Source organism: Aliidiomarina minuta (assembly GCF_003987145.1).
GTDB lineage: Bacteria > Pseudomonadota > Gammaproteobacteria > Enterobacterales > Alteromonadaceae > Aliidiomarina > Aliidiomarina minuta.
This window is the reverse complement of record NZ_PIPL01000001.1, coordinates 1,902,550-1,921,982: the sequence shown is the minus strand read 5'-3', so window position 1 is coordinate 1,921,982 and position 19,433 is coordinate 1,902,550. Positions and strand designations below refer to the sequence as shown.

The window sequence follows — 19,433 nt, the reverse complement described above, 5'->3', positions numbered from 1 at the left end:
GAATGTGGCAGCCCTTTGTTTAGGAAGTCCAATATGAAGATAGCTTTCTTGCTCATTGCAATGTGCTTTACATTATCTGCGTGCAGTTCGACATTTTCGGAACCAGAGAGCCAAGCTGGCTATAGCTTTCACATGATGCGTAGTTATGGCAACACGATCCAGACTTTTTCAGTATATGGTTTTGGGGAAAAACAATTTCATTTAAATTATGACTTACCTATTGCCAGAGTAATTAATGATGGGTTGGATATAGAAATTTATACAGATAGACTATCGTCCGAATGTTTACTAGAAGAGGGTATCGATTTGACTTATGCCCTACCTAAGGCATTTCCGAATATCGAAAATTTTTTTTCCGGTCACCTAGTTAGATTAATATTTACTCTAAAAGAGAACTTCAGATTAGAAAAATCAGGAAGCAGGCATGCTCCTATATATTTGGTTGTTCAATTAGATAACTGCCAAGGATTAGAATCAAATACGCAAGCCGTTCTTAAAGCAGTAGAAATTGTTTACCATGAGCTATATCACTTAGAGGTCCAACTGAAGCGATTAGTTATCGATCCCGATATTGAAGAAGAGAATGCCACAATTTTCGGAGTATGCGCACTCCTAATGTCGGATGTGGTTGACCGCGTCACCATACCGTACCCAGATAAGGATAACCTTACTATAGAAGACGCTCAACTCAGAAATAATTTGTTAATAAGGGCGTCATCCTATAGAAAAATCCGCTCTCATTTTAATGGAGCACATATTGATACTTCAGACAGTTTTTACAAATCTAAAATAAAAACGCTTTGCGAGGATCCCTCATTATGATCGAGGTGCTATTTTAAGGGATGCTTACACTTTAGCTTGGCACTAACACCAAAAGGATACCGGCTAACACCCTTGTATGATGCATTGTCAGCGCATGGATTCGCGCAAGTCGGCAACTTACATCCGAAGAAAATAAAAATGGCCATGGCAGTGAATAGTAAGAATCGGCATTACCATTGGCATACGATTTTTCCACGACACTGGAAATCTCACGCAGAGAGTGTTGGCTACGATATAGAGCGCATGGACTCAGTCATCGCGAATATCACATCAAAGTTAGAGGCGAGCCTCGATATTGCATCAGAGGAAGCCGCCTCTATTAGCATTCGGGCTGAGCAGACCGCGGAAGCTGTTCGAAAAGGCACTCTCAGGGCTCTTGGCCGTTTTAAACCGTCCGTAGAAACGGGGTAGCACCCCTCTGTTTCATAGAGTAGATCAAATACCGTTACACTAAGATAGCCTCATATCGGCGTTTTACGATCTCGCTTTTGCTTGTCGTTGATTGAAATGGTATCGAACTCTGCACACTCCAATCTATGGCTACGAGGTGTCGAGCAAATCAGTGGCGATTCAGCATGATGTTCCTTTTCTGCTTCAAATCAAATGGCGGACGAGCCCCAGTCCGCCAAATAGTTAATTAGTTGAGTTGTTAATCATTTTTTGTACCACTAAAAATAGAGACCTGTCAAAGATGACATTCTTGAGGGCTTGAGTGAAAGCTGGGTTTAAATGATCTGTTTTACTGCCCTGGCGCTTATTTGAAAACCACCGGGCGCTAGCAATTTGTTTATCATAGACAGTCGCGGATCTGTATTACCTTTCTCAATATCACGCAAGGTTTTGTCGGAGACCCTGGTAAACTTGGCATAGTCTCTTTGGTTCATACCATAGAGCTCGGTACGTATTATCTTGATGGCGTCGCCAAGTGAAATAACGTTCTCGTTCAGTGCGTCATCTATGCGTCTCAGGAGCGCTTTGCGATCGTCAATCGATAGGTTATCCATGGTAAACCCCGTAGCTAATTAGTTTATCTTTTGTGCGCTCAAAGGCGATTGTCGGGAATTCTAGTATTTCCTGAGGACAGTTTAGCGCTCGCAACAAACCAGGTAACTCAAGTAGTCGTTCTGCGATTTCTCTAAGGCTTTCCAGGAGCAATACGGGGTCTGCAAATTCTGCAAGGTGCTCCACTACAAGATTGAATTGAACCAAGCCACTGCGCTCGCAGTCTTGGCCCCACTTAAATAAGCGCGTGACCATCTCAGGGTCAGCTTTCATTGGTGCAAAATCATAGATGGGAGCAAATTGAATGTCGTTTTCTAACTTAAGAAAAGATACGTTGCGCCCGTGGTTATCGGAGTTGCCGAAAATTAGATTTAATAAGTCTCGGACCAAATATTGCCTGGCGAACTCAAAACTCGACATCTGTGTCACAGTCTTGATTCGGCCCCAGACTTTATCTATCACTTCAAAATGGTCTTTATAACTACCAGGTGCCGCATTAATGATTGAGTATATACTCTCAAGGCCATACCGAGTGGCTCGGTTATTCTTGATTCCCACATCAAAGCGCGGCAGCCAAAGGCTAACTTGATTTTGGTAGTCATGTGTCATCATTTGAGAGGTATCAATAGTTTCGATACCGGTGTCATCAAGTATCTTTGTTAATGCCTGATAGAAAACACCTTCCGCGCGAAGAATATTGTTGTCGCGCACTGAGCGTGTATTTCGCGCAAACTTAGTGAGGTAAGGGGTTGCTTGTAAAGGGCGTCCTGCGAAGTCACTGTCGATAAAGACGTCATTGCCTTCAACCATGAGCAGCAGTTTAGGCGCCGCGCCGCCCGCTCCCGTCGCGCCTCCGACAGCAGCACCTTGCTCGTTGGCGTACTCTAAAAACTCATGTTGAAGCTGAACAACTGACTTAATGGGAAACCGTTGGGTATTAGTACCTAGGTTTTGAGCGGCTTCTTTTACGCGAATATTCCCCACGGGTGCTATGCAGGCGCGAGTGAGGAGGGCGTAGTTTTGCTCAAATTCACTGCGTCTGCTGACATCAAGGTAGTTCAGCCACCAGGCTCGTGACTCACCCGCTGGTAGCAAGTCGTCTAATAGTGCAGGCCACCCAGGGTATTCAATAGGAACCATGGTGACGGGAGCGTTGACGCTGCACGCCCAACAATCTCTGCGGTCGTAACTTAGTATTTTTTGAATATAGCTCGGCAGGTACGACAGGGTGACAGACGAATTCATCTGGTCACCGTGAAAATCCAGGGATGCGGCGTCCCACCAACGTCCTTGATTAAAAAGCTGTAGCGTTACAGGGTTCATATAGGCTGCTCGGTAGTTTGTTACTGTTACTAAGGTACTATAAGCTTAAAAACGGTAATTATCTACCGTAAATCTACAAATTAAGCGATAAATTCGGACTTAAACTACCGTTTTTGAGTGTGGGGGATTCTTTTGTCGACTTTCTGGTTACCTCTGCCTCCGGAGGGAATAGCCACTACACGATGTAAAATGGGGGAGAAAGGCTTTGACCGCTTAGGCCAAGTATTATAAGGGCTTCAAGAAAAGTCAAGCGAGGCCAATTAGCCTGATAGAGTATCAATTAATGTCAGTACGTTGTCAGGGAGCTGCAAAACTTGCCACAAAAGGGTATGGAAAAAAGGATAGTTAGCCAGACGATCGGCTACTGAACTTCCTGTATAAATCGGGTATTTTTGGTTAAAATCCTGCTCCTTTTTCCCGCTTTAGGTAATCTGCCATGGCACTTAGTGAATTCGAAATTAAGAAATGTGAGAAAGAACTTGAAGCGTTCATGGCGATACGAAGACCGCCGGTGCACATACGACCAGAGCTTGACCTTGGTTACCGAATTGAAAATCAGAGTATCGAGATTTTCGAGATCAGACCGCAGTGGCAAAATCCTTCTGAAACCATGGAACTGCCGGTAGCAAAAACAACCTACGTAAAAACGCAGAATTGCTGGAAAGTTTATTGGCAGCGCGCTGATTTGAAATGGCATGCTTATGAGCCAAAGCCAAAAGTGAGGCGACTTACTGAGTTTTTAAAGCTTGTGAGTGATGATCAGTACGCTTGTTTCTTTGGTTGAGCATCAATCTACAACCAGCCCCGCAGTTTAAAATGTAATTTATTTAGGTACTAATAGACCCAAAATATAAAATAATATAAACTCAGGGTTAACTTGGTTTATAAATTATAGCAGGCTGGTACTATGAGTGCTGAATCATCATCTAAATTAAACAAGCTGCTCAGAGACCAACCCGCGGGGGTTGTGCTTTGCTCTGCCTGGCTTGTTGATAATGGTTACAGCAACGATCTCCAGAAACGTTACAAGAACAGCCAGTGGTTTGAATCTGTCGGTACGGGTGCATTAATCCGCTTCGGCGACCAGGTCGATTATCTGGGGGCTGTCTATGCACTGCAAACCCAGCTGGGTCTATCCATCCATCCAGGGGGTAAGACTGCATTAGCACTGCAGGGCAAGTCACACTACCTAGAGCTCTCTCCGAAACATGCCCAACTGTTTGGCGATCAGGGTGAGCATTTACCGCTTTGGTTCAAGAAACGGGACTGGGGTCTTTCGGTAAAGTGCGCCCTCACCAATTTTCTACCGCCGGAGCTTGGTTTGATCGAACTATCGCATAAGCAATTTAAAGTGAAGGTATCCGACCCTGCACGGGCAGTCATGGAATGCTTATACTTGGCACCAAAGTCACAATCATTAACGGAGGTCTTCGAGTTAATGGAGGGGCTGAACAACCTGCGGCCGGCGTCCGTGCAAAAACTGCTTGAAGCCTGCAAATCAATCAAGGTCAAACGCCTGTTTCTTTATATGGCAGATAAAGCCAAGCATGACTGGGTAAACTACCTGAACTTAGACAACGTGGACTTAGGCTCCGGAAAGCGTTCGATAGTCGCCGATGGGGTGTATGTGGCGAAGTACCAAATCACCGTACCGAAGGCACTGGAGGCATTGGCATGAATGACGCTTATAAAAGGCAGGTGAAGCTGCTTCTGAATGTGTTGCCAGAAATCGCGAAAGCGGATTGTTTTGCGATGCATGGCGGTACGGCCATTAATTTGTTTCTGCAGGACATGCCCAGACTGTCCGTAGACATCGATTTAACCTATGCCGAGATAGCGGAGCGGCCTGAAACATTGGATGCCATTAATGCCGCACTTTGGCGCACAAAGGAGCGCATTGAAAAATTGAGCGCATCCATTCGCGTACAGCATAAACCAAATGTTTGTAAGCTTCAGATTAGTCAGCAAGGCGTGCAAATTAAGGTTGAAGTGAATATGGTCGGACGTGGTTTATTAGAGCCTGCAACCAAAACGGCACTGTGTTCATCTGCGCAAGAGCAATACGACGTATTCTGTGCCATGCCGATAGTCCCCCTTGGTCAGCTTTATGGCGGTAAACTCTGTGCGGCCCTTGACCGGCAGCACCCAAGAGACCTTTTCGATACGAAGCTGTTATTAGAAGGTATTGGCTTTACGGACGAAATAAAACGTGGCTTCATATTCGCCCTCATCAGCAGCAACCGACCCACTCATGAGATGCTCGAGCCAAACTTACTCGACCAGCAAGCAGCCTTCGAAAACCAGTTCGAGGGGATGAGTAATCTCATGTTCAGTTACGCCGATTATGAAGCCACCCGGCGCAAACTCATCGATACACTAAAAGCGTCGTTAGACGCGACAGATAAGCGGTTTATTCTTTTGTTCAACAAACTACAACCCGACTGGTCTGCATATGACTATCAGCACTTTCCATCCGTTAAATGGAAGTTGTTTAACTTGGCTAAATTCAAAAAGGACAGTCCAGAAGCGTATCAACGTCAAGTTGAGAAACTTGAAGTGTCGCTAAGAGATTGATGTCTCGTGCACGCGGAGACAAAGGGTGGTGAGTGTGACCAGACTCGAGTTACTAAAAGGCGTTTACTACAGTGGTTACTGAGTGTTTATTAAACTAGTGGCGATTCACTTTCTGGAAATGTTATATGCGATATAGGTTATTAGGACGAAAATCGCCACCTTCTCAATTGCAAAGCGACTGACATAATCAGAGGGCCATATAATGGCTTGTACAAAGTTCATGATTTGCTCAACAAAAAAGCTCACCAGCATGCCAATGCCAATGCTGTCGATAAAGTTGTCCAGTCCCTGCCAGTCAGCTATAAATTCGCTCAGTTGATCAAGCTCTATCAGAAGCAATTTAATCATCGCAACGCTACCGTAATAGCCGCCGCCAAAATCCAGCCATTTGTCCAAAAAGGCGTTACCGGTTTTGTAGTCTTCTTCTTTGGCTTTAGAGCGTTTTTTAAGGCACTGGTATTCACCAGACCATCGTCGTCGGCAATACCTTTCTTGAAAGCAAAATAATTCAAACCATAACCCACCACTAACATGCACAAACTCATGCTAATGGTTTCTCAAAGTAATTCCATCAAACTCATTCCCGTCAAAGACACTAGCTATGAATCTAGTGCCAGAAGGACTTAATGGCAAAGACTAAAGGGTTGAATGGGAAAAGGACGGGAGCCTTTTGCTACAACGGGCCGACAGCTGAGCGCTGATACGTCCCGTGTAAAAAGAGAGGAGATCGATGATTAGATATCGGGGTTTTCCATTAAAAAAGCGGTCATATGTTTAACGATATTCCAGGCACTTTTTCTGGCGGGCTTTAAATCGCCGTAATTGGTTGTGACGGCTATAGAGATTTGCAACTCCGGAATAATCACTAACAGCGCAAACCAAAAGCGGTTAGAGCCGTTGTGATATAACACTTTGTGCTCATTCGCCCAGGAATCATCCAACGCCAAAATCCAACCATAGGCATAGTCTTCCATACCGGGTTCGTGGAGTCGTTGATAGGTTTGGGCACTCAACAGCTCGCTTTTACCCTGACTGCCCAAAAGATGTTCATTCGCATAGGCAGATAAGTCTTTGAGCGACATGTGAATCATACCAGCAGGTCCCATGACAGGAGAGTTATCAGTGTCGGTGGTTACCGCTTTCGGGCCGCTAAACCAAGTGATTTTATGACCTCGTGGTTGTTCCATCGTTTCGTTTACATCGACAGGTGGACCGAAGCCACCGCTCGACAACTCCAGCGGTTGAAACACCTCTTCACGAATGAGATCTTCCCAGGTTTTCCCGGTTTTGGTGGTGGCCAATACAGCAGCAATTGTATAGCCAACATTGGAATATGCGAAATCAGTGCCCGGCTTATAATCGGGCTTTTCCTCTAGTATTTTCAGGACTTCTTCTTTGCGTAGCGCGTCGCGCTCTGTCCCTTCTTTTGGGTGCAGCGACTGGATCCGCCGAGGAAAATCAGTTTCAGCTCCACCAGTGTGAGTGAGCAGCTGCGACAAAGTGGCGTCTCGCCATTGAGGTCTTACCCTGCTGTCAGTGAGGATGTCACCAACTGTGGTATCCCATTGCAACACGCCTCTTTCCACCAGTCGGGCTATCATAGTGGCAGTCATTGATTTAGTGACGGAGCCAATATGCCATTTGTCATCGATTGAAACAGGTACACCGCTTCTGGTTTCTCTTTCACCGTATACCGCCGTCGCCAGATGCACTCGATTTTTGGAAATTGCCGCTCCCAGAGAGACTAAGCCACTGTCTGCATGTTCTTCAGACACGATAGCTTGCAGTTCTTCTGCTATTTTAGTATCTGTTGTCTGTGCAAATGTTACTGAAAAAGTCATACTCAATGTAATGGCAATCATTAGCTTTATTTGCCGCTGAAACCCTACACGATATTTTTTCAAAACTCTCACTTACTCGCTGTGGATTAAAAACCAAATAATTCAAGGCCTGAAGAATAGCCAGCACCTAACGGATAATAAACTTACCTATTCGATCTGAAATTTTCAAGGATCTTGTTATCCCACCATTTTATTTGCTGTTTTTTTTGACGTCGAGGTTAAGCATACACACACGGCGAGATCGCGAACATAAATTGAACCGGTATTTTTCAAGCTAGTTGTCGCCATCAGGCCGTTTAAGCAGCCTGTTTTTGATCCTGTTTAATCTGCTCTTTTGCCGGGTTAAGGGCAGGGCAACCGCATGAATGCTCATTAATTCATCATACTGCTGAAGCCCGCTTAATGAATTGAGGCAGAGGTCAAAATCGGCCACCGTAAAGTCGAGGGTAAAGAACGTGGACACAAGTTGGACACAGAATGGACACAGAAAAGTTTAAGTTAGTATTTACTATCAAGGAAGGTCTTGCAGAAATGGCGCGCCCGAGAGGATTCGAACCTCTGACCTCTGCCTCCGGAGGGCAGCGCTCTATCCAGCTGAGCTACGGGCGCATATCAGGCTAATATTGTGACGGCCAGTTGATTGGGTATCACGAAGCGTTGCGATTGTAGGGAAAATGGCTGAGGAAGTCCAGCAACCTCAGCCATTCTTTGCGCGCTCGTTACTTTAGAAGTGGTAGGCAACACCTACTGAGACGGTGTCGGCATCATCGAAAGCCAGGCTTGCACTTAGTGAAAATTGCTCATTTAGGTGTAAGCGTGCACCAATAAAAGCATCGGTGCTGGAACTATCAGCAATGTTGTAGTGTTGAAGCCCACCGTTTAACTCGAATTGATCCGTGACCATGTGGCGTACCATGCCCAATAGACCGAAACCAACTTCAGAATCGCTATCTGAGAATGACTGACCGTTGAAAGAGGTGCTTGCTTTAACGCGAGCATAAAGTAGCTGAGGTCCGGCTACCAGAACGGTTTGCTCGCTAATTGCATAGCGGTAACCAATTCCACCAGAAAGTGTGGTTGCGTCAACATCAACCCCCATGAAGCTATCGCTGGCATATGAAAAATCTGCCAAGATGACAAAATCATCCGAGAGTTCTCTAACCAGGCTGGCATTAAATCCGTCTAAACCATCGGAATCAAAATAGCCCGCTTCAACGTAGTTAAATGAAGGCGTTTGGGCTAATACAGGGGCTGAAATCATACTGGCAAGTATTGCCGTTAAATAGGCTTTTCTCATTGGTATTAAGTCCTTATATATAAAGTTCCTATGCTCAGGCCGAACGAGCTGAGCGCGATAAGCATACCAAGTAATATAAATCGTAGACAATAGACCAGTGAGAATTCGATAGAGCCTATATATAGAAAACCAGCCCGCGGGACTGAAAAAGTTTGTCAGAGTTCAGAGATTCACCCTGTCCTTATAATATCAAAAACATGATTGAGGTGATTTATGAAGAATTTATTACCGGGCGATGCCCGATATACCATTAGTCGCATTTTTCTGGTCAAATAACGGCCATAACCTTGTGTTTAAATTGTAAAAAACGCATGCTAGCTCTCTGTTTTAAAACAAGGCAAGACTTCTATGAAACTCGTACGTTCAATTATGTTGGGTGCCGCTCTGGCACTATCTTCAACGCCGCTACTGGCGAATTCTTACCTGAATACAAATGTTGCTTTTACGCAGCAGGCTGATCAATCGCAGGCGGATACAATAGTGATTCTGGTGCCAGCTGATACCGACTCTCTTAATGTGGGCGGTCTTGATCGAGAAACAAAAACTCAACTAGAAAGAGCTATGCAGGTTGAGGAGTTCAAAGGCGGCGCTGGTTCAATTCTTGAGGTTCTGGCTCCTGCAGGAAGTTCGGCAAATCGTATCCTTTTGTTAGGAGTAGGTGACTTATCAGACGCCACCCGAGTGACCAACGAAAAGGCGGGTGCTGAATTAGTGATAAAGCTGAATGCTGCTAAGTCTGAACATGTTGTGCTGCAGACCGGCATGCTGAACGCGGGGAGGAGCCCAGCACTGATGATTGCGCAAATCGCGCATGGTATGGACTTGCGCGGCTATCATTTCGATCGCTACAAGTCAGATGCGGAAGAGCGTAACTCTCTGAACCTGACCTGGAACGCAACTGAGCAGGCTGAAGGCGAATACAAGCGCCTGGAAGCGCTTGCTCGTGGGGTGTTTCTGGCCCGTCAATTAGTTGATGAGCCGGGCAGTAACATGGGACCGAAAGCTTTCATTGAGCGTGTACGTACCTTGGAAGACATGGGCGTTGAAATTACTGTGTTGAGCCCGGAGCAGGTTGAAGAGATGGGCATGGGCGCAATGCTAAGCGTCGGTCTCGGTAGTGTCGACGGTGCCTGGATGCTGGCAATGCACTGGAAGGGAAGTGACGAAGCGCCTCTGGCATTAGTGGGTAAGGGTAATACCTTCGATACTGGTGGTTACAGTATTAAGACTGGCGGCGGTATGCGTAACATGAAGACCGACAAAGCGGGTGGCGCGGCGGTTGCTGGTGCAATGAAGGCCCTGGCAGGGCAGAATGCACCGGTCAATGTGGTCGGCATTGTGCCTTTAACCATGAATATGATTAACGAATATGCGGCACTGCCTGGCGATATTATCACTGCGGGCAATGGTAAAACGATTGAAATTAATAATACTGACGCCGAGGGTCGCATGGGCCTGGCTGATGGCCTTTGGTATGCAGAGACTGAATTTAGCCCCCGCGCTATTGTGGACATTGCCACGCTAACTGGCGCCAAAGTAGGGGCGGTAGGTACCGCTTATTCTGCAGTGTTCAGCGATGACGAGCGGATGTTAAAATCTCTGCAGCAAGCTGGCGATACCGTGGATGAATTGGTCTGGCATTTGCCAATGCACGAAAGCTACATGGCTTCTATTCGCAGCAATATCGCGGATTTAATCAACGGTGGCTCGCCAGGCGCTTCCGCTGGCGCCATGTTTTTACGTGAGTTTGTAGAAGACACACCCTGGGCGCACGTTGATATGGCTGGTAACGCATTGTTGCAATCTGCTAGTGGTATACATCCAACAGGAGCTACCGGTTATGGCGTTCGCTTACTGGTTGAATGGGTGAATGTTTACTCACAGGGTGAGTAAGGACTGATATCTCATAAAAAATGCAGAGCTCTTTTACAAGAGCCCTGCATTTGATTTAACTACCGTTTTTAATGGTATTAAAATCTGTAGTGTACACCAACACTGAAGCCGTCCAGATCACCGAAGTTCATCTGGCCTGTGGCTGCAAGGTAAGGGGTCAGATATACACGAGCACCAGCAGAATAAGAGGTGTAGTCGTCGTTATCCATATCCACATAACTAATTTCGCCGTTGAGCTCGACTCGTGATGTCAGCATAAGTCGTGCGCCACCAAAAGCACCGTAGTCCGTTGAGCTTTCTGAGCCTAAGTCAAAATCACCGTCGGAACCCAGGCCGAAGTCAGCATTAATATACTGGACCTGTGGACCTGCGTAGAAAGCTACCTGGTCTGTTTCTCCGAAAATAATGCCCAGGCGACCGTAGGCAATATCAAAATCGACATTGCTCACATCTGCCCAGCCTCCGGATAGTTGTGCATAACTCCCTGAAATGAAGAGGTGCTGTCCAACGCGGCCGGAAAGTTCGGCTTGGAAGCCATCAAAAGTAGTATCCGCTTCGTCGAGTTCAACGTAACTTGCGGACACGTAGCTAAAAGAAGGTTCGTTTGCCATTGCTGCCGGTGCACTTAAGGTAAGGCCGATGGCGCTGGTAAGTAATAATGTTTTCATCTTCATATGTAGGTACTCCTTTTTTAAACAACTGTTTAAGCGTGGCTCTGAAAGCCTTAATAAGCAAGGAGTGTAGTCGAATAGATGTGTAATAATTGCGTTAAGACAGCAATTTGAAAATAAGACCCGGCGACAGCTCACTGCCGGGGTGTGGCTGCCTTCAGACCTGAGCCGTATCAGCTATATTTAGCATGGCCATAATGATGAGGATAAAGCCGACGGCGGCAAGTGCCCCATGTGCCCATACGATAGCGATAGGGATTAATACTTCTTTACGATGGAAGTTAAAGTACATCCATAAACCGAATATGGCGGCTAATGCAATTAACAGAACGCCAAAGTTTGCCAGCATGGGGTAGCCAACAAAGAAACTGCCGTATAGCAGAATAAGAAAGCCGACAATGGCAAAACCGCCATGCCACCACACCAGAACCGGTGGTGGGTTTTTCTCTTTCCCATAACGTGCAAAGGCAAGCATGATGCCTAGTATAATGGCCCACAGAAAAAGAATGCAGGCCAGCCCAAGAGCGAGTGCTGGAGTCATACCTATTTCCCTTTTTATAAGTTCCCTATAAACCTAGACGTAAAATTGATATTTGTCAGTCTCTTAGATAAAACCTCTGCTAATCTCAGGATATCCCAATATTAAAAATGGAAATTAATACCCAGGCTGAAGCCACTCCAGTCGCCAAAATTAGCCTGTGTTTCAGCCGACAGGCTGGGTGTTATATAGAAGCGGGCACCTGCTGAAAAACGAGTTATGCTGTTATCCATGTCAATATAGCTGGCTTCAGTCATTAGTTCTATACGGGGGGCGGCAATGAAACGCAAGCCGACAAAAACCCCGAGGTCGGTTTCGCTGGTGGAACCAAGGCCACCGTCAAAGTTAAGGTACTGCACCTGGGGGCCTGCATATAAAGCCGCTAGTTCATCTTCGATAAAAATATAACCGAGCCGACCATAGGTGATATCCAGATCATCAAAAACCACTTCTGCCTGAGAGGTTGAAATATCGGCATAACTGCCAGAAAGAAACCAATTTTCACCGATTCGGCCAGAGACTTCCAGCTCGAAACCATCGTAATTGATGTTGCCATCTTCTATCTCAGTGTAGCTGGCGCCCACATAGTTAAAGGAAGGAACCTGGGCGGTCGCTACAGATGCGACTAGGGACAACCCGAGAATACTCACTAGCATTGCTTTTAAGTTCATGTCATAAACTCCTGTTTATAAGACTTTTTAAGCCTGAGCTTTAAGTTGTTTTTTTGCAAGGTCGAGCAGAGGATTTATGTACTTAAAGATTACTTAAGTTTGTTTAGCGCACTGCCGATATCATTATTTACCACGATAAAAAATATAAGCCTGAGCTTCCTGGAAAAGTAGTAAATATGGCATTAATGGTTGATAAATCGACAAAAGATCGGGAACCAATCCTGCGTGCCTTTGGCCGGGTATTCATTGCCATATTCTTATTGGCAGCTCTGGCTATTGGGGCCTTCACATGGGAGCGCAGCCTGAACCAGCAGGAGCAGGAACTGCAGCATGTCAGTCGCCTGATGGCACAGGGACTGCGCAGCCACTTTAGTACTTTTGAAGTTATTTTGCGGGGACTAGCGGATGAATTGGTTTATCGCGACGTATTTAATGACTCTGCTGCCGGTGATGCTTACCTGGAGCGGGTGCAAAGTTCACATGTTGGTATTGTAGGTTATGGTTTGGTTGGGCTTGATGGTGAGTTTATTGCCACTAGCACTCGTAATCTGCTAGCTCCGCTACCTAATATTATTCACCATGGACAAACTGGGGAAAGCTTTAGCCGAGTCATTGAAGATGAGCGTTTTCATATCGGCCGCCCTTATTACTTTGAGGCTGTAGGTGAATGGATCATTCCACTCCGGGTTCCTGTTTATGATCAGAATAATGAGCTGGCTGGTGTATTGACTGCCGGTAACCGTTTGGATGGCGGGGATGCAAGTTGGGCGAGGATGTCTTTGCCAGAAGGTGTCCAGGCGGTATTTCTGCGAGACGACGGTTATGTAAATTACATTCATCCGGTGGATGATGATCCTGAATTACTGCAGGCGATTTTTTCGAGTCAAGTAACTGAAGCTATGCAGGAGCTTATGTTGCAGGGCCGGGGCTTCTTTTTTCATCAACGGGAAACAGCTATTGGGGATTATCGACGGGATTATATCTGGATGGAGCCGGTAGAAAACTATGACCTTAGGGTAGTGAGCATGGCGCCCAGATCGAAGTTAATTGCCGATTGGATAAATAGCCTGATTTTACCCATGACCCTTTGGTTATTATCCGCTTTTTTGACGCTCCTGGGTTACTTGCGGGCCCGTCGTTTATTGAGAAAGGCAGACGTTGAAATACGGGAAAAGCAGGCTCAGCTGATGCTTTCAGTACAGCAGTACGACCAGCTAACCCGGTTGATTCCTATTGGAGTATATCAGTTTCGGCTCACCCCTGAAGGTAAGCACCAATTAACCTATACGAGTCAGCGCTTCCGTGAGATTTTTCGTTTAAGTAAAGACTTTGATGGAGTGACGATAGCACAGCATGTTTATGAACAACTTCATCCGCAGGATAAGGAGGCCTTTTTTACTGCCCAGGCTCATGCTACTAAGTACACCGATAAATTTTACTGGGAAGGACGTATTCTGGCTGATGGCGAAGTGTATTGGGCTAACGTACATTCAGTGCCTAGCCAGGAGTCGGACAGCAGCGGCCGTTTATGGAACGGTGTCGTCATTGATGTGACCGAACAGAAACTGGCTGAAGAAAAGATAAATCAGCTGGCATATTATGACGCTTTAACCCGACTCCCTAATCGTCGACTACTGCGGGAAAGACTTGAAAAGGCTGTATTACGGAGTGTCGAAGGCGAGGAGTATGCGGCGCTGCTCTTTATCGATGTGGACCGTTTTAAACAGCTGAATGACAGTTACGGTCATGCTCAGGGTGATTTGATGCTGCAGGAAATTGGTAGTCGCCTGCATAAACTGGTTAGGGATCGGGATACTGTCTCTCGTCTGGGCGGAGATGAGTTTGTGGTATTGCTGTCACGTTTGACTAATGATGCGGACAAAGCTGCTGCTGAGGTCGAAGTCGTACTACAGAAAATTGAACGCTTGTTGTCGGAGCCTTTTAATTTTGGCCAGCAGACAGCCCGTATTACCCTAAGTACAGGAATCACCCTGATTGATGGTCGCGAGCGTGATATCGATGCCATTTTGCAACAGGCGGATCAGGCAATGTACCGGGCGAAGGAGTCAGGTCGTAATACTCAGTGTTTTTATGATGCCAATATTCAGCGTTTAATCACCGATCAGCTTGAGTTACAACGTGACCTGAGACTAGCGATTGCTGAAGACCAGTTGCAATTGTATTACCAACTACAGGTTGATAGGTACAAGCAGGTGGCTGGAGTAGAGGCACTGGTCCGATGGCACCACCCGCAGCGGGGGATGGTGATGCCCGGGGTTTTTATTCACGTGGCAGAACAGTCGGATGATATTATTTGCCTGGGTGACTGGATTTTAGACCGCGCCTGTCGGCAGTTGCTGGAATGGCAGAACCATCCCCAGCGCTTTCAGTGGAGCATTGCCGTGAATGTCAGTGTGCGTCAACTAAGAGCCGATGACTTCGCGGACAAGGTAATTGAAACGTTGCAGCGAACCGGCGCCCGCCCCGACCGCTTATTGCTGGAAATCACTGAGTCGATGCTTTTAATTGATACTGAACAGGTGATTCAAAAAATGGCCCGTCTGAAAAAAGTTGGCGTGCGTTTCTCGCTGGATGATTTTGGTACGGGGTATTCGTCGCTGGGCTATCTCAATCGCCTGCCTATTGACGAGTTAAAAATCGATCAGAGCTTTGTGAGTGATATGACAGATGATGAGCATCATCAGGTATTAATTCGAACCATACTCTCTTTGGGAAAGACCTTATCATTGACGACCATTGCCGAGGGGGTGGAAACGGAACAACAGTTTACAATTCTCAAAGCGCTTGGCTGTGATCGCTTTCAGGGTTATTGGTTTGGCCGTCCTGTGCCTGCGCACGAGTTACCAGAGTATTAAGCCGGGTCAGGCGAACGTGTCGAATCACAAAAAAGCAGCGCCCAAGGGCGCTGCTTTTTACTGTTTAAGTTACTGTTTAAGCTCTGAACAAGGGTTTAAGCAGCGGAGCCTTTATGCTCAATCGACTTGTCAGTGTTTTTGATTTCGATGCTGCGTGGCTTCATCGCCTCTGGTATTTCTTTTACCAGTCGGATTTCTAATAAGCCATTGCGCATCTCAGCGTCGGTTACTTCGACATGTTCAGCAAGGTTGAACTTGCGTTCGAAGGCGCGGGCTGCGATTCCCTGATACAGGTAGCTACGCTCCTCGTCATCGTTGGCTTTTTTACCACGCACGGTAAGCACGCCGCGTTCAACCTGAATGTCGAGTTCGTCCTGTTCGAAACCGGCGGCTGCGATGGTAATGCCATAACGGTTTTCGCCCAGAGCCTCGATGTTGTATGGTGGGTAACCACCTGAGCTGGTGTCGCTGCGTAATGCATTGTCCAGCATAGATGCTAAGCGGTCAAAACCGATGCTGCTTCTGTATAGTGGTGTTAAGTCTATTGTGTTCATAGGTCTATCCTCTCTTTGAGCGATATTAAATATTTCACCTGTGCAGGCTGTTGCGTTCTCAGTGAGACCCGCCGCCTGCACTTATTAGATAGGATCGAGAACTTAGGTTTTCAAGAGTCCAACTAAAAAAATTGTATAAAAAAGGAACGTTATATATGTCGAGCTGTAAACTAAAACCCGGCGTAGTGCAGGTGGAAGAAAAAGAGGCGCCTTTTACCAATCAGGTGACTACGGCCCAGCACCAGTGGCTGGCTGATGAACCTGAAGATTTAGGTGGTGCTGATAAAGGGCCTGCGCCGATGGAAATGGTATTGGCGGGTCTGGGCGCCTGTACCACTATGACATTGCGCATGTATGCCAAGCATAAAGACTGGCCGCTGGATAAGGTAACTGTCACCCTGACTCATGCAAAAGGTAAGGCAAGCGACGGCAAAAGCGATAAATTTATTCGCCATATCAGCATTGAGGGCGACCTTAGTGACGAACAGCGTGACCGCTTATTGGAAATCGCTAACAAATGTCCCGTGCATAAAACCCTGAGCGGGGCGCTGGAGATTGACTCTAAGTTGCTTTAGCATGCGTGCGTTGTAATATTAAATTGTATAGGAATAGATCCGTAATGAGTTACTTGCCTTGTGTTGAAAAGACTCCGGTTGAACCGGCAAATGCTGCGGTTATCTGGCTACATGGTTTGGGAGCTGATGGGAGTGACTTTGTTCCTGTGATACCTCATCTTGGGCTGGCAGAAGGCGTCAATCCACGCTTCATATTTCCGAGTGCGCCAAGCATCCCTGTGACCATCAACAACGGTATGCGTATGCCTGCCTGGTATGACATTGTTGAAATGAGCCTGGATCGTAAGGTGGACGAAAAGCAGCTGAAAAATTCAGCCGATGCGGTGATTGCTCTGGTTGAACGAGAAATTGAACGCGGGATTCCTGCTAGCAAAATTGTGCTGGCCGGGTTTTCTCAGGGTGGTGCAGTAGCCTATGAAGCGGCACTTAGCTTTGACAAAAAGCTGGCGGGCGTGATGGCCTTGTCTACTTATCTGGCGACTAAAGATAGCTTGCAGTTGAGCCTTGCACAGCAACAAACTCCTATTTTAATTCACCATGGCGCTATGGATCCTGTAGTGCCTCAGGTGTTAGGCGAGCAGGCGCGGGACTGGCTAGAGCAGCGGAAGTACCCGGTTGAATTTAAAACTTACCCCATGCAGCACCAGGTATGTGCTGAGCAGATACAGGACATCGGCCGCTGGCTGAGCAATGTATTGCGATAGATAAGAATGAAAAAGAGGATATATGATGTTTAGAAGTATGACCCAGGCGCTTATGGCGGCCTTTATGAGTTTGTCGCTGCTCGCGCCAGTATTGGCTGGCACAGAACTTCAGAATTTTAAAGCAGAGGATATTTTTGAGCTTGAGCATGCCAGTGATGTACAGGTATCCCCAGACGGCGAGCACATCGTTTATGTACGTAACAGCAATGACATCATGACAGACAGCAGTCTGCAAAGTCTGTGGGTCATTGATACCGAGACTCAGCAGCAGTACCCGTTATTTGCTGACGAACACAGTTACAGTCAACCGCGCTGGTCGCCGGACGGCAGTCGCATTGCTTTTATTAGCAACCAGAGTGGGCGCAATCAGATTCATGTGCATTGGTTGGAACAGAATAAAACAGCGCGGGTCAGTAGCTTAAACAAAAACGCTGCCAGTATTACCTGGTCGCCGGACGGCACTCAGATTGCTTTCAGTCAAGAAGTGAAAGCACCGCAAACGGAGTACGCGGGAAAGGTGCACCGTCCGCAAAAGCCTGAAGGCGCCGAATGGTCGCCAACACCTGTGATTATTGAACGGACAGAGTATCAGGCAAATGGCCGTGGCATGCTGGAATCTGCTTACCGTCATTTGTTTGTCGTACCAGCAGAAGGTGGTAGCGCACGGCAATTGACTGAAGGTAACTTCAATCATGGCGGTCAGCTGGCATGGACCAGTGACAGTGAAGCTATAGTGTTTAGCGCCAACCGAGTGGATGACTGGGAATATGTCACCCGGGAAGCGAATTTGTTTAAAGTCGCACTGGTGGACGGCGAGCTGACTCAGCTAACCGATGAAAGCGGTCAGCAAAGTCATCCGGTGTTTTCTCCAGACGGCCAGCAACTGGCCTATTTACATGGCAGTGGCGAGAACATTCCTTATCGCAACATCAAGCTGCGGGTTATGGACTGGAATACTCAGGAAAGTACCGAGCTGCTTAGTGATTTTGACCGCTCGTTGCAGTCTCCTCAGTGGCTGGGCAATGATGCTTTGGTTGTGCTTTATGAAGATCGCGGCTCTAGTAAGCTGGCGCGCGTTACCCTGAACAGCCGTATTCTGGATCTGGTCGATGACGTATCGGGCTTACCTTCGGGGCGGCCTTACAACAACGGTATGTTCAGCATGAATGCCGAGGGCAGCGTTGCCTATACCCGGGGTCACGCCCAACAACCTGGCGAAGTGGGTTTCATTGAGACCGCCAATGGCCCGGCGCAGACGTTAACTGCGTTGAACGAAGACCTGTTGGGTCAGCGTGAACTGGGTGAAGTGCATGAATTTACCTATGAATCTTCTATCGACGGTGAGGAGATCCATGCCTGGTATATTACGCCTCCAGGGTTTGATCCCAGCAAAAGTTACCCGCTGTTGTTGGAAATTCATGGTGGTCCGCACCTGAATTACGGCCCGCATTTTGCTGCTGAACTTCAGCGTTACGCTGCGGAAGGTTATGTGGTGGTGTACAACAATTACCGGGGCAGCACATCTTACGGTGAAGACTTCGCTATGTTGCTGAACAACAAATATGCATCGGAAGATGACTTCGGTGATCATATGTCGGCTGTCGATGCGATGCTGGAAAAAGGTTTTATTGATGGCAATAACCTGTTCATTGCCGGAGGATCAGCCGGAGGCATAGGCACTACCTATGCGATAGGCCTGACCGACCGTTTTAATGCAGCGGCAGCCACTAATCCGGTAATTAACTGGGTGAGCAAAGTGCTGACTGCAGACAGTTATTTACGCCAGATTCAGAATCAGTTTCCGGGTAACCCCTGGGAAGAGCTGGACCACTACTGGCAGCGTTCGCCCTTGTCGCTCGTTGGCAATGTGAGCACACCAACCTTGCTGTACACAGGTGAAGAAGATCGTCGCACGCCTATCGCTGATACTGAACAGTACTATCAGGCGCTGCAGTTACGTCAGGTGGATACCGCTATGGTACGGGTACCTGGCGCTCACCATGGGGTGTCGAATACACCCAGCCGCATGATTGCTAAAGTAGAGCACGCACTGGCCTGGTTTGAGCTGTATAAGAAAGAGAACGGCGAATAA

General features: G+C 47.1%; 20 protein-coding genes and 1 tRNA gene. 10 read left to right on the top strand and 11 right to left on the bottom strand.

The genetic code is table 11. The annotated features are described in order from the left end of the window. Window positions 1–33 precede the first annotated feature (33 nt). Entirely contained in the window at window positions 34–822 is a 789-nt protein-coding gene (locus CWE09_RS09285) for a hypothetical protein (protein WP_126803682.1), read from the top strand. 150 nt (window positions 823–972) lie between these two features. After that, on the top strand, window positions 973–1,233 hold the full coding sequence (locus tag CWE09_RS09280) for a hypothetical protein (protein WP_157982843.1): 261 nt from the start codon (window positions 973–975) through the stop codon (window positions 1,231–1,233). 314 nt (window positions 1,234–1,547) lie between these two features. On the opposite strand, the gene CWE09_RS09275 is transcribed toward CWE09_RS09280, so the two are convergent. Both CWE09_RS09275 and CWE09_RS09270 read right to left on the bottom strand, forming a co-directional pair. Next, complete coding sequence (locus tag CWE09_RS09275) at window positions 1,548–1,826, bottom strand: helix-turn-helix domain-containing protein (protein WP_126803680.1); 279 nt, start codon at window positions 1,824–1,826, stop codon at window positions 1,548–1,550. After that, on the bottom strand, window positions 1,819–3,147 hold the full coding sequence (locus tag CWE09_RS09270) for a type II toxin-antitoxin system HipA family toxin (RefSeq protein WP_126803679.1): 1,329 nt from the start codon (window positions 3,145–3,147) through the stop codon (window positions 1,819–1,821). Before CWE09_RS09270 ends, CWE09_RS09275 begins: the two co-directional genes overlap by 8 nt. A 436-nt stretch (window positions 3,148–3,583) precedes the next feature. On the opposite strand from CWE09_RS09270, the gene CWE09_RS09265 reads away from it, so the two are divergent. The 3 genes from CWE09_RS09265 to CWE09_RS09255 all read left to right on the top strand — a co-directional run bounded on the left by CWE09_RS09265 (window position 3,584) and on the right by CWE09_RS09255 (window position 5,721). Continuing rightward, window positions 3,584–3,931, top strand: a complete 348-nt coding sequence (locus CWE09_RS09265) for a DUF3024 domain-containing protein (RefSeq protein WP_126803678.1) — start codon at window positions 3,584–3,586, stop codon at window positions 3,929–3,931. Between the two features lie 123 nt (window positions 3,932–4,054). Continuing rightward, window positions 4,055–4,825, top strand: a complete 771-nt coding sequence (locus CWE09_RS09260; RefSeq protein ID WP_126803677.1) for a type IV toxin-antitoxin system AbiEi family antitoxin — start codon at window positions 4,055–4,057, stop codon at window positions 4,823–4,825. Next, window positions 4,822–5,721 carry a nucleotidyl transferase AbiEii/AbiGii toxin family protein gene (locus tag CWE09_RS09255; RefSeq protein ID WP_126803676.1) on the top strand — a complete coding sequence of 300 codons (900 nt, stop codon included), beginning with the start codon at window positions 4,822–4,824 and terminating at the stop codon, window positions 5,719–5,721. Before CWE09_RS09260 ends, CWE09_RS09255 begins: the two co-directional genes overlap by 4 nt. A gap of 105 nt (window positions 5,722–5,826) precedes the next feature. Here the strand turns inward: CWE09_RS09255 and CWE09_RS09250 are convergent, their stop codons facing one another. From CWE09_RS09250 to CWE09_RS09230, 5 genes are all read right to left on the bottom strand, one after another. After that, window positions 5,827–6,069, bottom strand: coding sequence for a hypothetical protein (locus tag CWE09_RS09250; RefSeq protein ID WP_126803675.1), 243 nt, complete (start codon window positions 6,067–6,069; stop codon window positions 5,827–5,829). Then, the gene (locus tag CWE09_RS09245; RefSeq protein WP_126803674.1) at window positions 6,066–6,254 is read right to left on the bottom strand and encodes a hypothetical protein; all 189 of its coding nucleotides are present in this window, start codon (window positions 6,252–6,254) and stop codon (window positions 6,066–6,068) included. Before CWE09_RS09245 ends, CWE09_RS09250 begins: the two co-directional genes overlap by 4 nt. A gap of 201 nt (window positions 6,255–6,455) precedes the next feature. Further along, complete coding sequence (locus CWE09_RS09240; RefSeq protein WP_126803673.1) at window positions 6,456–7,625, bottom strand: serine hydrolase domain-containing protein; 1,170 nt, start codon at window positions 7,623–7,625, stop codon at window positions 6,456–6,458. Between the two features lie 469 nt (window positions 7,626–8,094). Then, window positions 8,095–8,171 (bottom strand) — tRNA-Arg (locus CWE09_RS09235). 115 nt (window positions 8,172–8,286) lie between these two features. Beyond that, on the bottom strand, window positions 8,287–8,859 hold the full coding sequence (locus tag CWE09_RS09230; protein ID WP_126803672.1) for an outer membrane beta-barrel protein: 573 nt from the start codon (window positions 8,857–8,859) through the stop codon (window positions 8,287–8,289). Window positions 8,860–9,207: 348 nt separating this feature from the next. Between CWE09_RS09230 and CWE09_RS09225 the strand changes: the two genes are divergently transcribed. After that, window positions 9,208–10,752: a leucyl aminopeptidase family protein gene (locus CWE09_RS09225; protein ID WP_126803671.1), complete on the top strand. Its 1,545-nt coding sequence runs from the start codon at window positions 9,208–9,210 to the stop codon at window positions 10,750–10,752. A 77-nt stretch (window positions 10,753–10,829) separates the two neighbouring features. Here CWE09_RS09225 and CWE09_RS09220 read toward each other — a convergent pair whose 3' ends face one another. The 3 genes from CWE09_RS09220 to CWE09_RS09210 form a co-directional block, all read right to left on the bottom strand. Beyond that, window positions 10,830–11,426 carry an outer membrane beta-barrel protein gene (locus CWE09_RS09220; RefSeq protein WP_126803670.1) on the bottom strand — a complete coding sequence of 199 codons (597 nt, stop codon included), beginning with the start codon at window positions 11,424–11,426 and terminating at the stop codon, window positions 10,830–10,832. Window positions 11,427–11,580: 154 nt separating this feature from the next. Continuing rightward, complete coding sequence (locus CWE09_RS09215; protein ID WP_126803669.1) at window positions 11,581–11,964, bottom strand: hypothetical protein; 384 nt, start codon at window positions 11,962–11,964, stop codon at window positions 11,581–11,583. A 101-nt stretch (window positions 11,965–12,065) separates the two neighbouring features. Further along, window positions 12,066–12,632 carry an outer membrane beta-barrel protein gene (locus tag CWE09_RS09210; protein WP_126803668.1) on the bottom strand — a complete coding sequence of 189 codons (567 nt, stop codon included), beginning with the start codon at window positions 12,630–12,632 and terminating at the stop codon, window positions 12,066–12,068. A 176-nt stretch (window positions 12,633–12,808) separates the two neighbouring features. Between CWE09_RS09210 and CWE09_RS09205 the strand changes: the two genes are divergently transcribed. Beyond that, on the top strand, window positions 12,809–15,508 hold the full coding sequence (locus CWE09_RS09205; RefSeq protein ID WP_126803667.1) for a bifunctional diguanylate cyclase/phosphodiesterase: 2,700 nt from the start codon (window positions 12,809–12,811) through the stop codon (window positions 15,506–15,508). 95 nt (window positions 15,509–15,603) lie between these two features. Here the strand turns inward: CWE09_RS09205 and CWE09_RS09200 are convergent, their stop codons facing one another. Then, the gene (locus tag CWE09_RS09200; RefSeq protein WP_126803666.1) at window positions 15,604–16,062 is read right to left on the bottom strand and encodes an Hsp20 family protein; all 459 of its coding nucleotides are present in this window, start codon (window positions 16,060–16,062) and stop codon (window positions 15,604–15,606) included. A 155-nt stretch (window positions 16,063–16,217) separates the two neighbouring features. On the opposite strand from CWE09_RS09200, the gene CWE09_RS09195 reads away from it, so the two are divergent. Genes CWE09_RS09195 through CWE09_RS09185 form a run of 3 tightly spaced genes read left to right on the top strand, consistent with a single transcriptional unit; the run spans window position 16,218 to window position 19,433 of the window. Continuing rightward, a complete protein-coding gene (locus CWE09_RS09195) occupies window positions 16,218–16,637 on the top strand; it encodes an OsmC family protein (protein WP_126803665.1) in 420 nt (139 codons plus the stop codon). A 44-nt stretch (window positions 16,638–16,681) separates the two neighbouring features. Further along, entirely contained in the window at window positions 16,682–17,341 is a 660-nt protein-coding gene (locus CWE09_RS09190) for an alpha/beta hydrolase (protein ID WP_126803664.1), read from the top strand. A gap of 22 nt (window positions 17,342–17,363) precedes the next feature. After that, window positions 17,364–19,433: a S9 family peptidase gene (locus CWE09_RS09185; RefSeq protein ID WP_420807991.1), complete on the top strand. Its 2,070-nt coding sequence runs from the start codon at window positions 17,364–17,366 to the stop codon at window positions 19,431–19,433.

Excerpts from the sequence above, each read along its gene's own strand:
- CWE09_RS09285 (WP_126803682.1), top strand. The coding sequence starts at position 34 with ATGAAGATAGCTTTCTTGCTCATTGCAATGTGCTTTACATTATCTGCG.
- CWE09_RS09275 (WP_126803680.1), bottom strand. The coding sequence starts at position 1,826 with ATGGATAACCTATCGATTGACGATCGCAAAGCGCTCCTGAGACGCATA.
- CWE09_RS09270 (WP_126803679.1), bottom strand. The coding sequence starts at position 3,147 with ATGAACCCTGTAACGCTACAGCTTTTTAATCAAGGACGTTGGTGGGAC.
- CWE09_RS09265 (WP_126803678.1), top strand. The coding sequence starts at position 3,584 with ATGGCACTTAGTGAATTCGAAATTAAGAAATGTGAGAAAGAACTTGAA.
- CWE09_RS09260 (WP_126803677.1), top strand. The coding sequence starts at position 4,055 with ATGAGTGCTGAATCATCATCTAAATTAAACAAGCTGCTCAGAGACCAA.
- CWE09_RS09255 (WP_126803676.1), top strand. The coding sequence starts at position 4,822 with ATGAATGACGCTTATAAAAGGCAGGTGAAGCTGCTTCTGAATGTGTTG.
- CWE09_RS09250 (WP_126803675.1), bottom strand. The coding sequence starts at position 6,069 with ATGATTAAATTGCTTCTGATAGAGCTTGATCAACTGAGCGAATTTATA.
- CWE09_RS09245 (WP_126803674.1), bottom strand. The coding sequence starts at position 6,254 with ATGTTAGTGGTGGGTTATGGTTTGAATTATTTTGCTTTCAAGAAAGGT.
- CWE09_RS09230 (WP_126803672.1), bottom strand. The coding sequence starts at position 8,859 with ATGAGAAAAGCCTATTTAACGGCAATACTTGCCAGTATGATTTCAGCC.
- CWE09_RS09225 (WP_126803671.1), top strand. The coding sequence starts at position 9,208 with ATGAAACTCGTACGTTCAATTATGTTGGGTGCCGCTCTGGCACTATCT.
- CWE09_RS09220 (WP_126803670.1), bottom strand. The coding sequence starts at position 11,426 with ATGAAGATGAAAACATTATTACTTACCAGCGCCATCGGCCTTACCTTA.
- CWE09_RS09215 (WP_126803669.1), bottom strand. The coding sequence starts at position 11,964 with ATGACTCCAGCACTCGCTCTTGGGCTGGCCTGCATTCTTTTTCTGTGG.
- CWE09_RS09210 (WP_126803668.1), bottom strand. The coding sequence starts at position 12,632 with ATGAACTTAAAAGCAATGCTAGTGAGTATTCTCGGGTTGTCCCTAGTC.
- CWE09_RS09205 (WP_126803667.1), top strand. The coding sequence starts at position 12,809 with ATGGCATTAATGGTTGATAAATCGACAAAAGATCGGGAACCAATCCTG.
- CWE09_RS09200 (WP_126803666.1), bottom strand. The coding sequence starts at position 16,062 with ATGAACACAATAGACTTAACACCACTATACAGAAGCAGCATCGGTTTT.
- CWE09_RS09195 (WP_126803665.1), top strand. The coding sequence starts at position 16,218 with ATGTCGAGCTGTAAACTAAAACCCGGCGTAGTGCAGGTGGAAGAAAAA.
- CWE09_RS09190 (WP_126803664.1), top strand. The coding sequence starts at position 16,682 with ATGAGTTACTTGCCTTGTGTTGAAAAGACTCCGGTTGAACCGGCAAAT.
- CWE09_RS09185 (WP_420807991.1), top strand. The coding sequence starts at position 17,364 with ATGATGTTTAGAAGTATGACCCAGGCGCTTATGGCGGCCTTTATGAGT.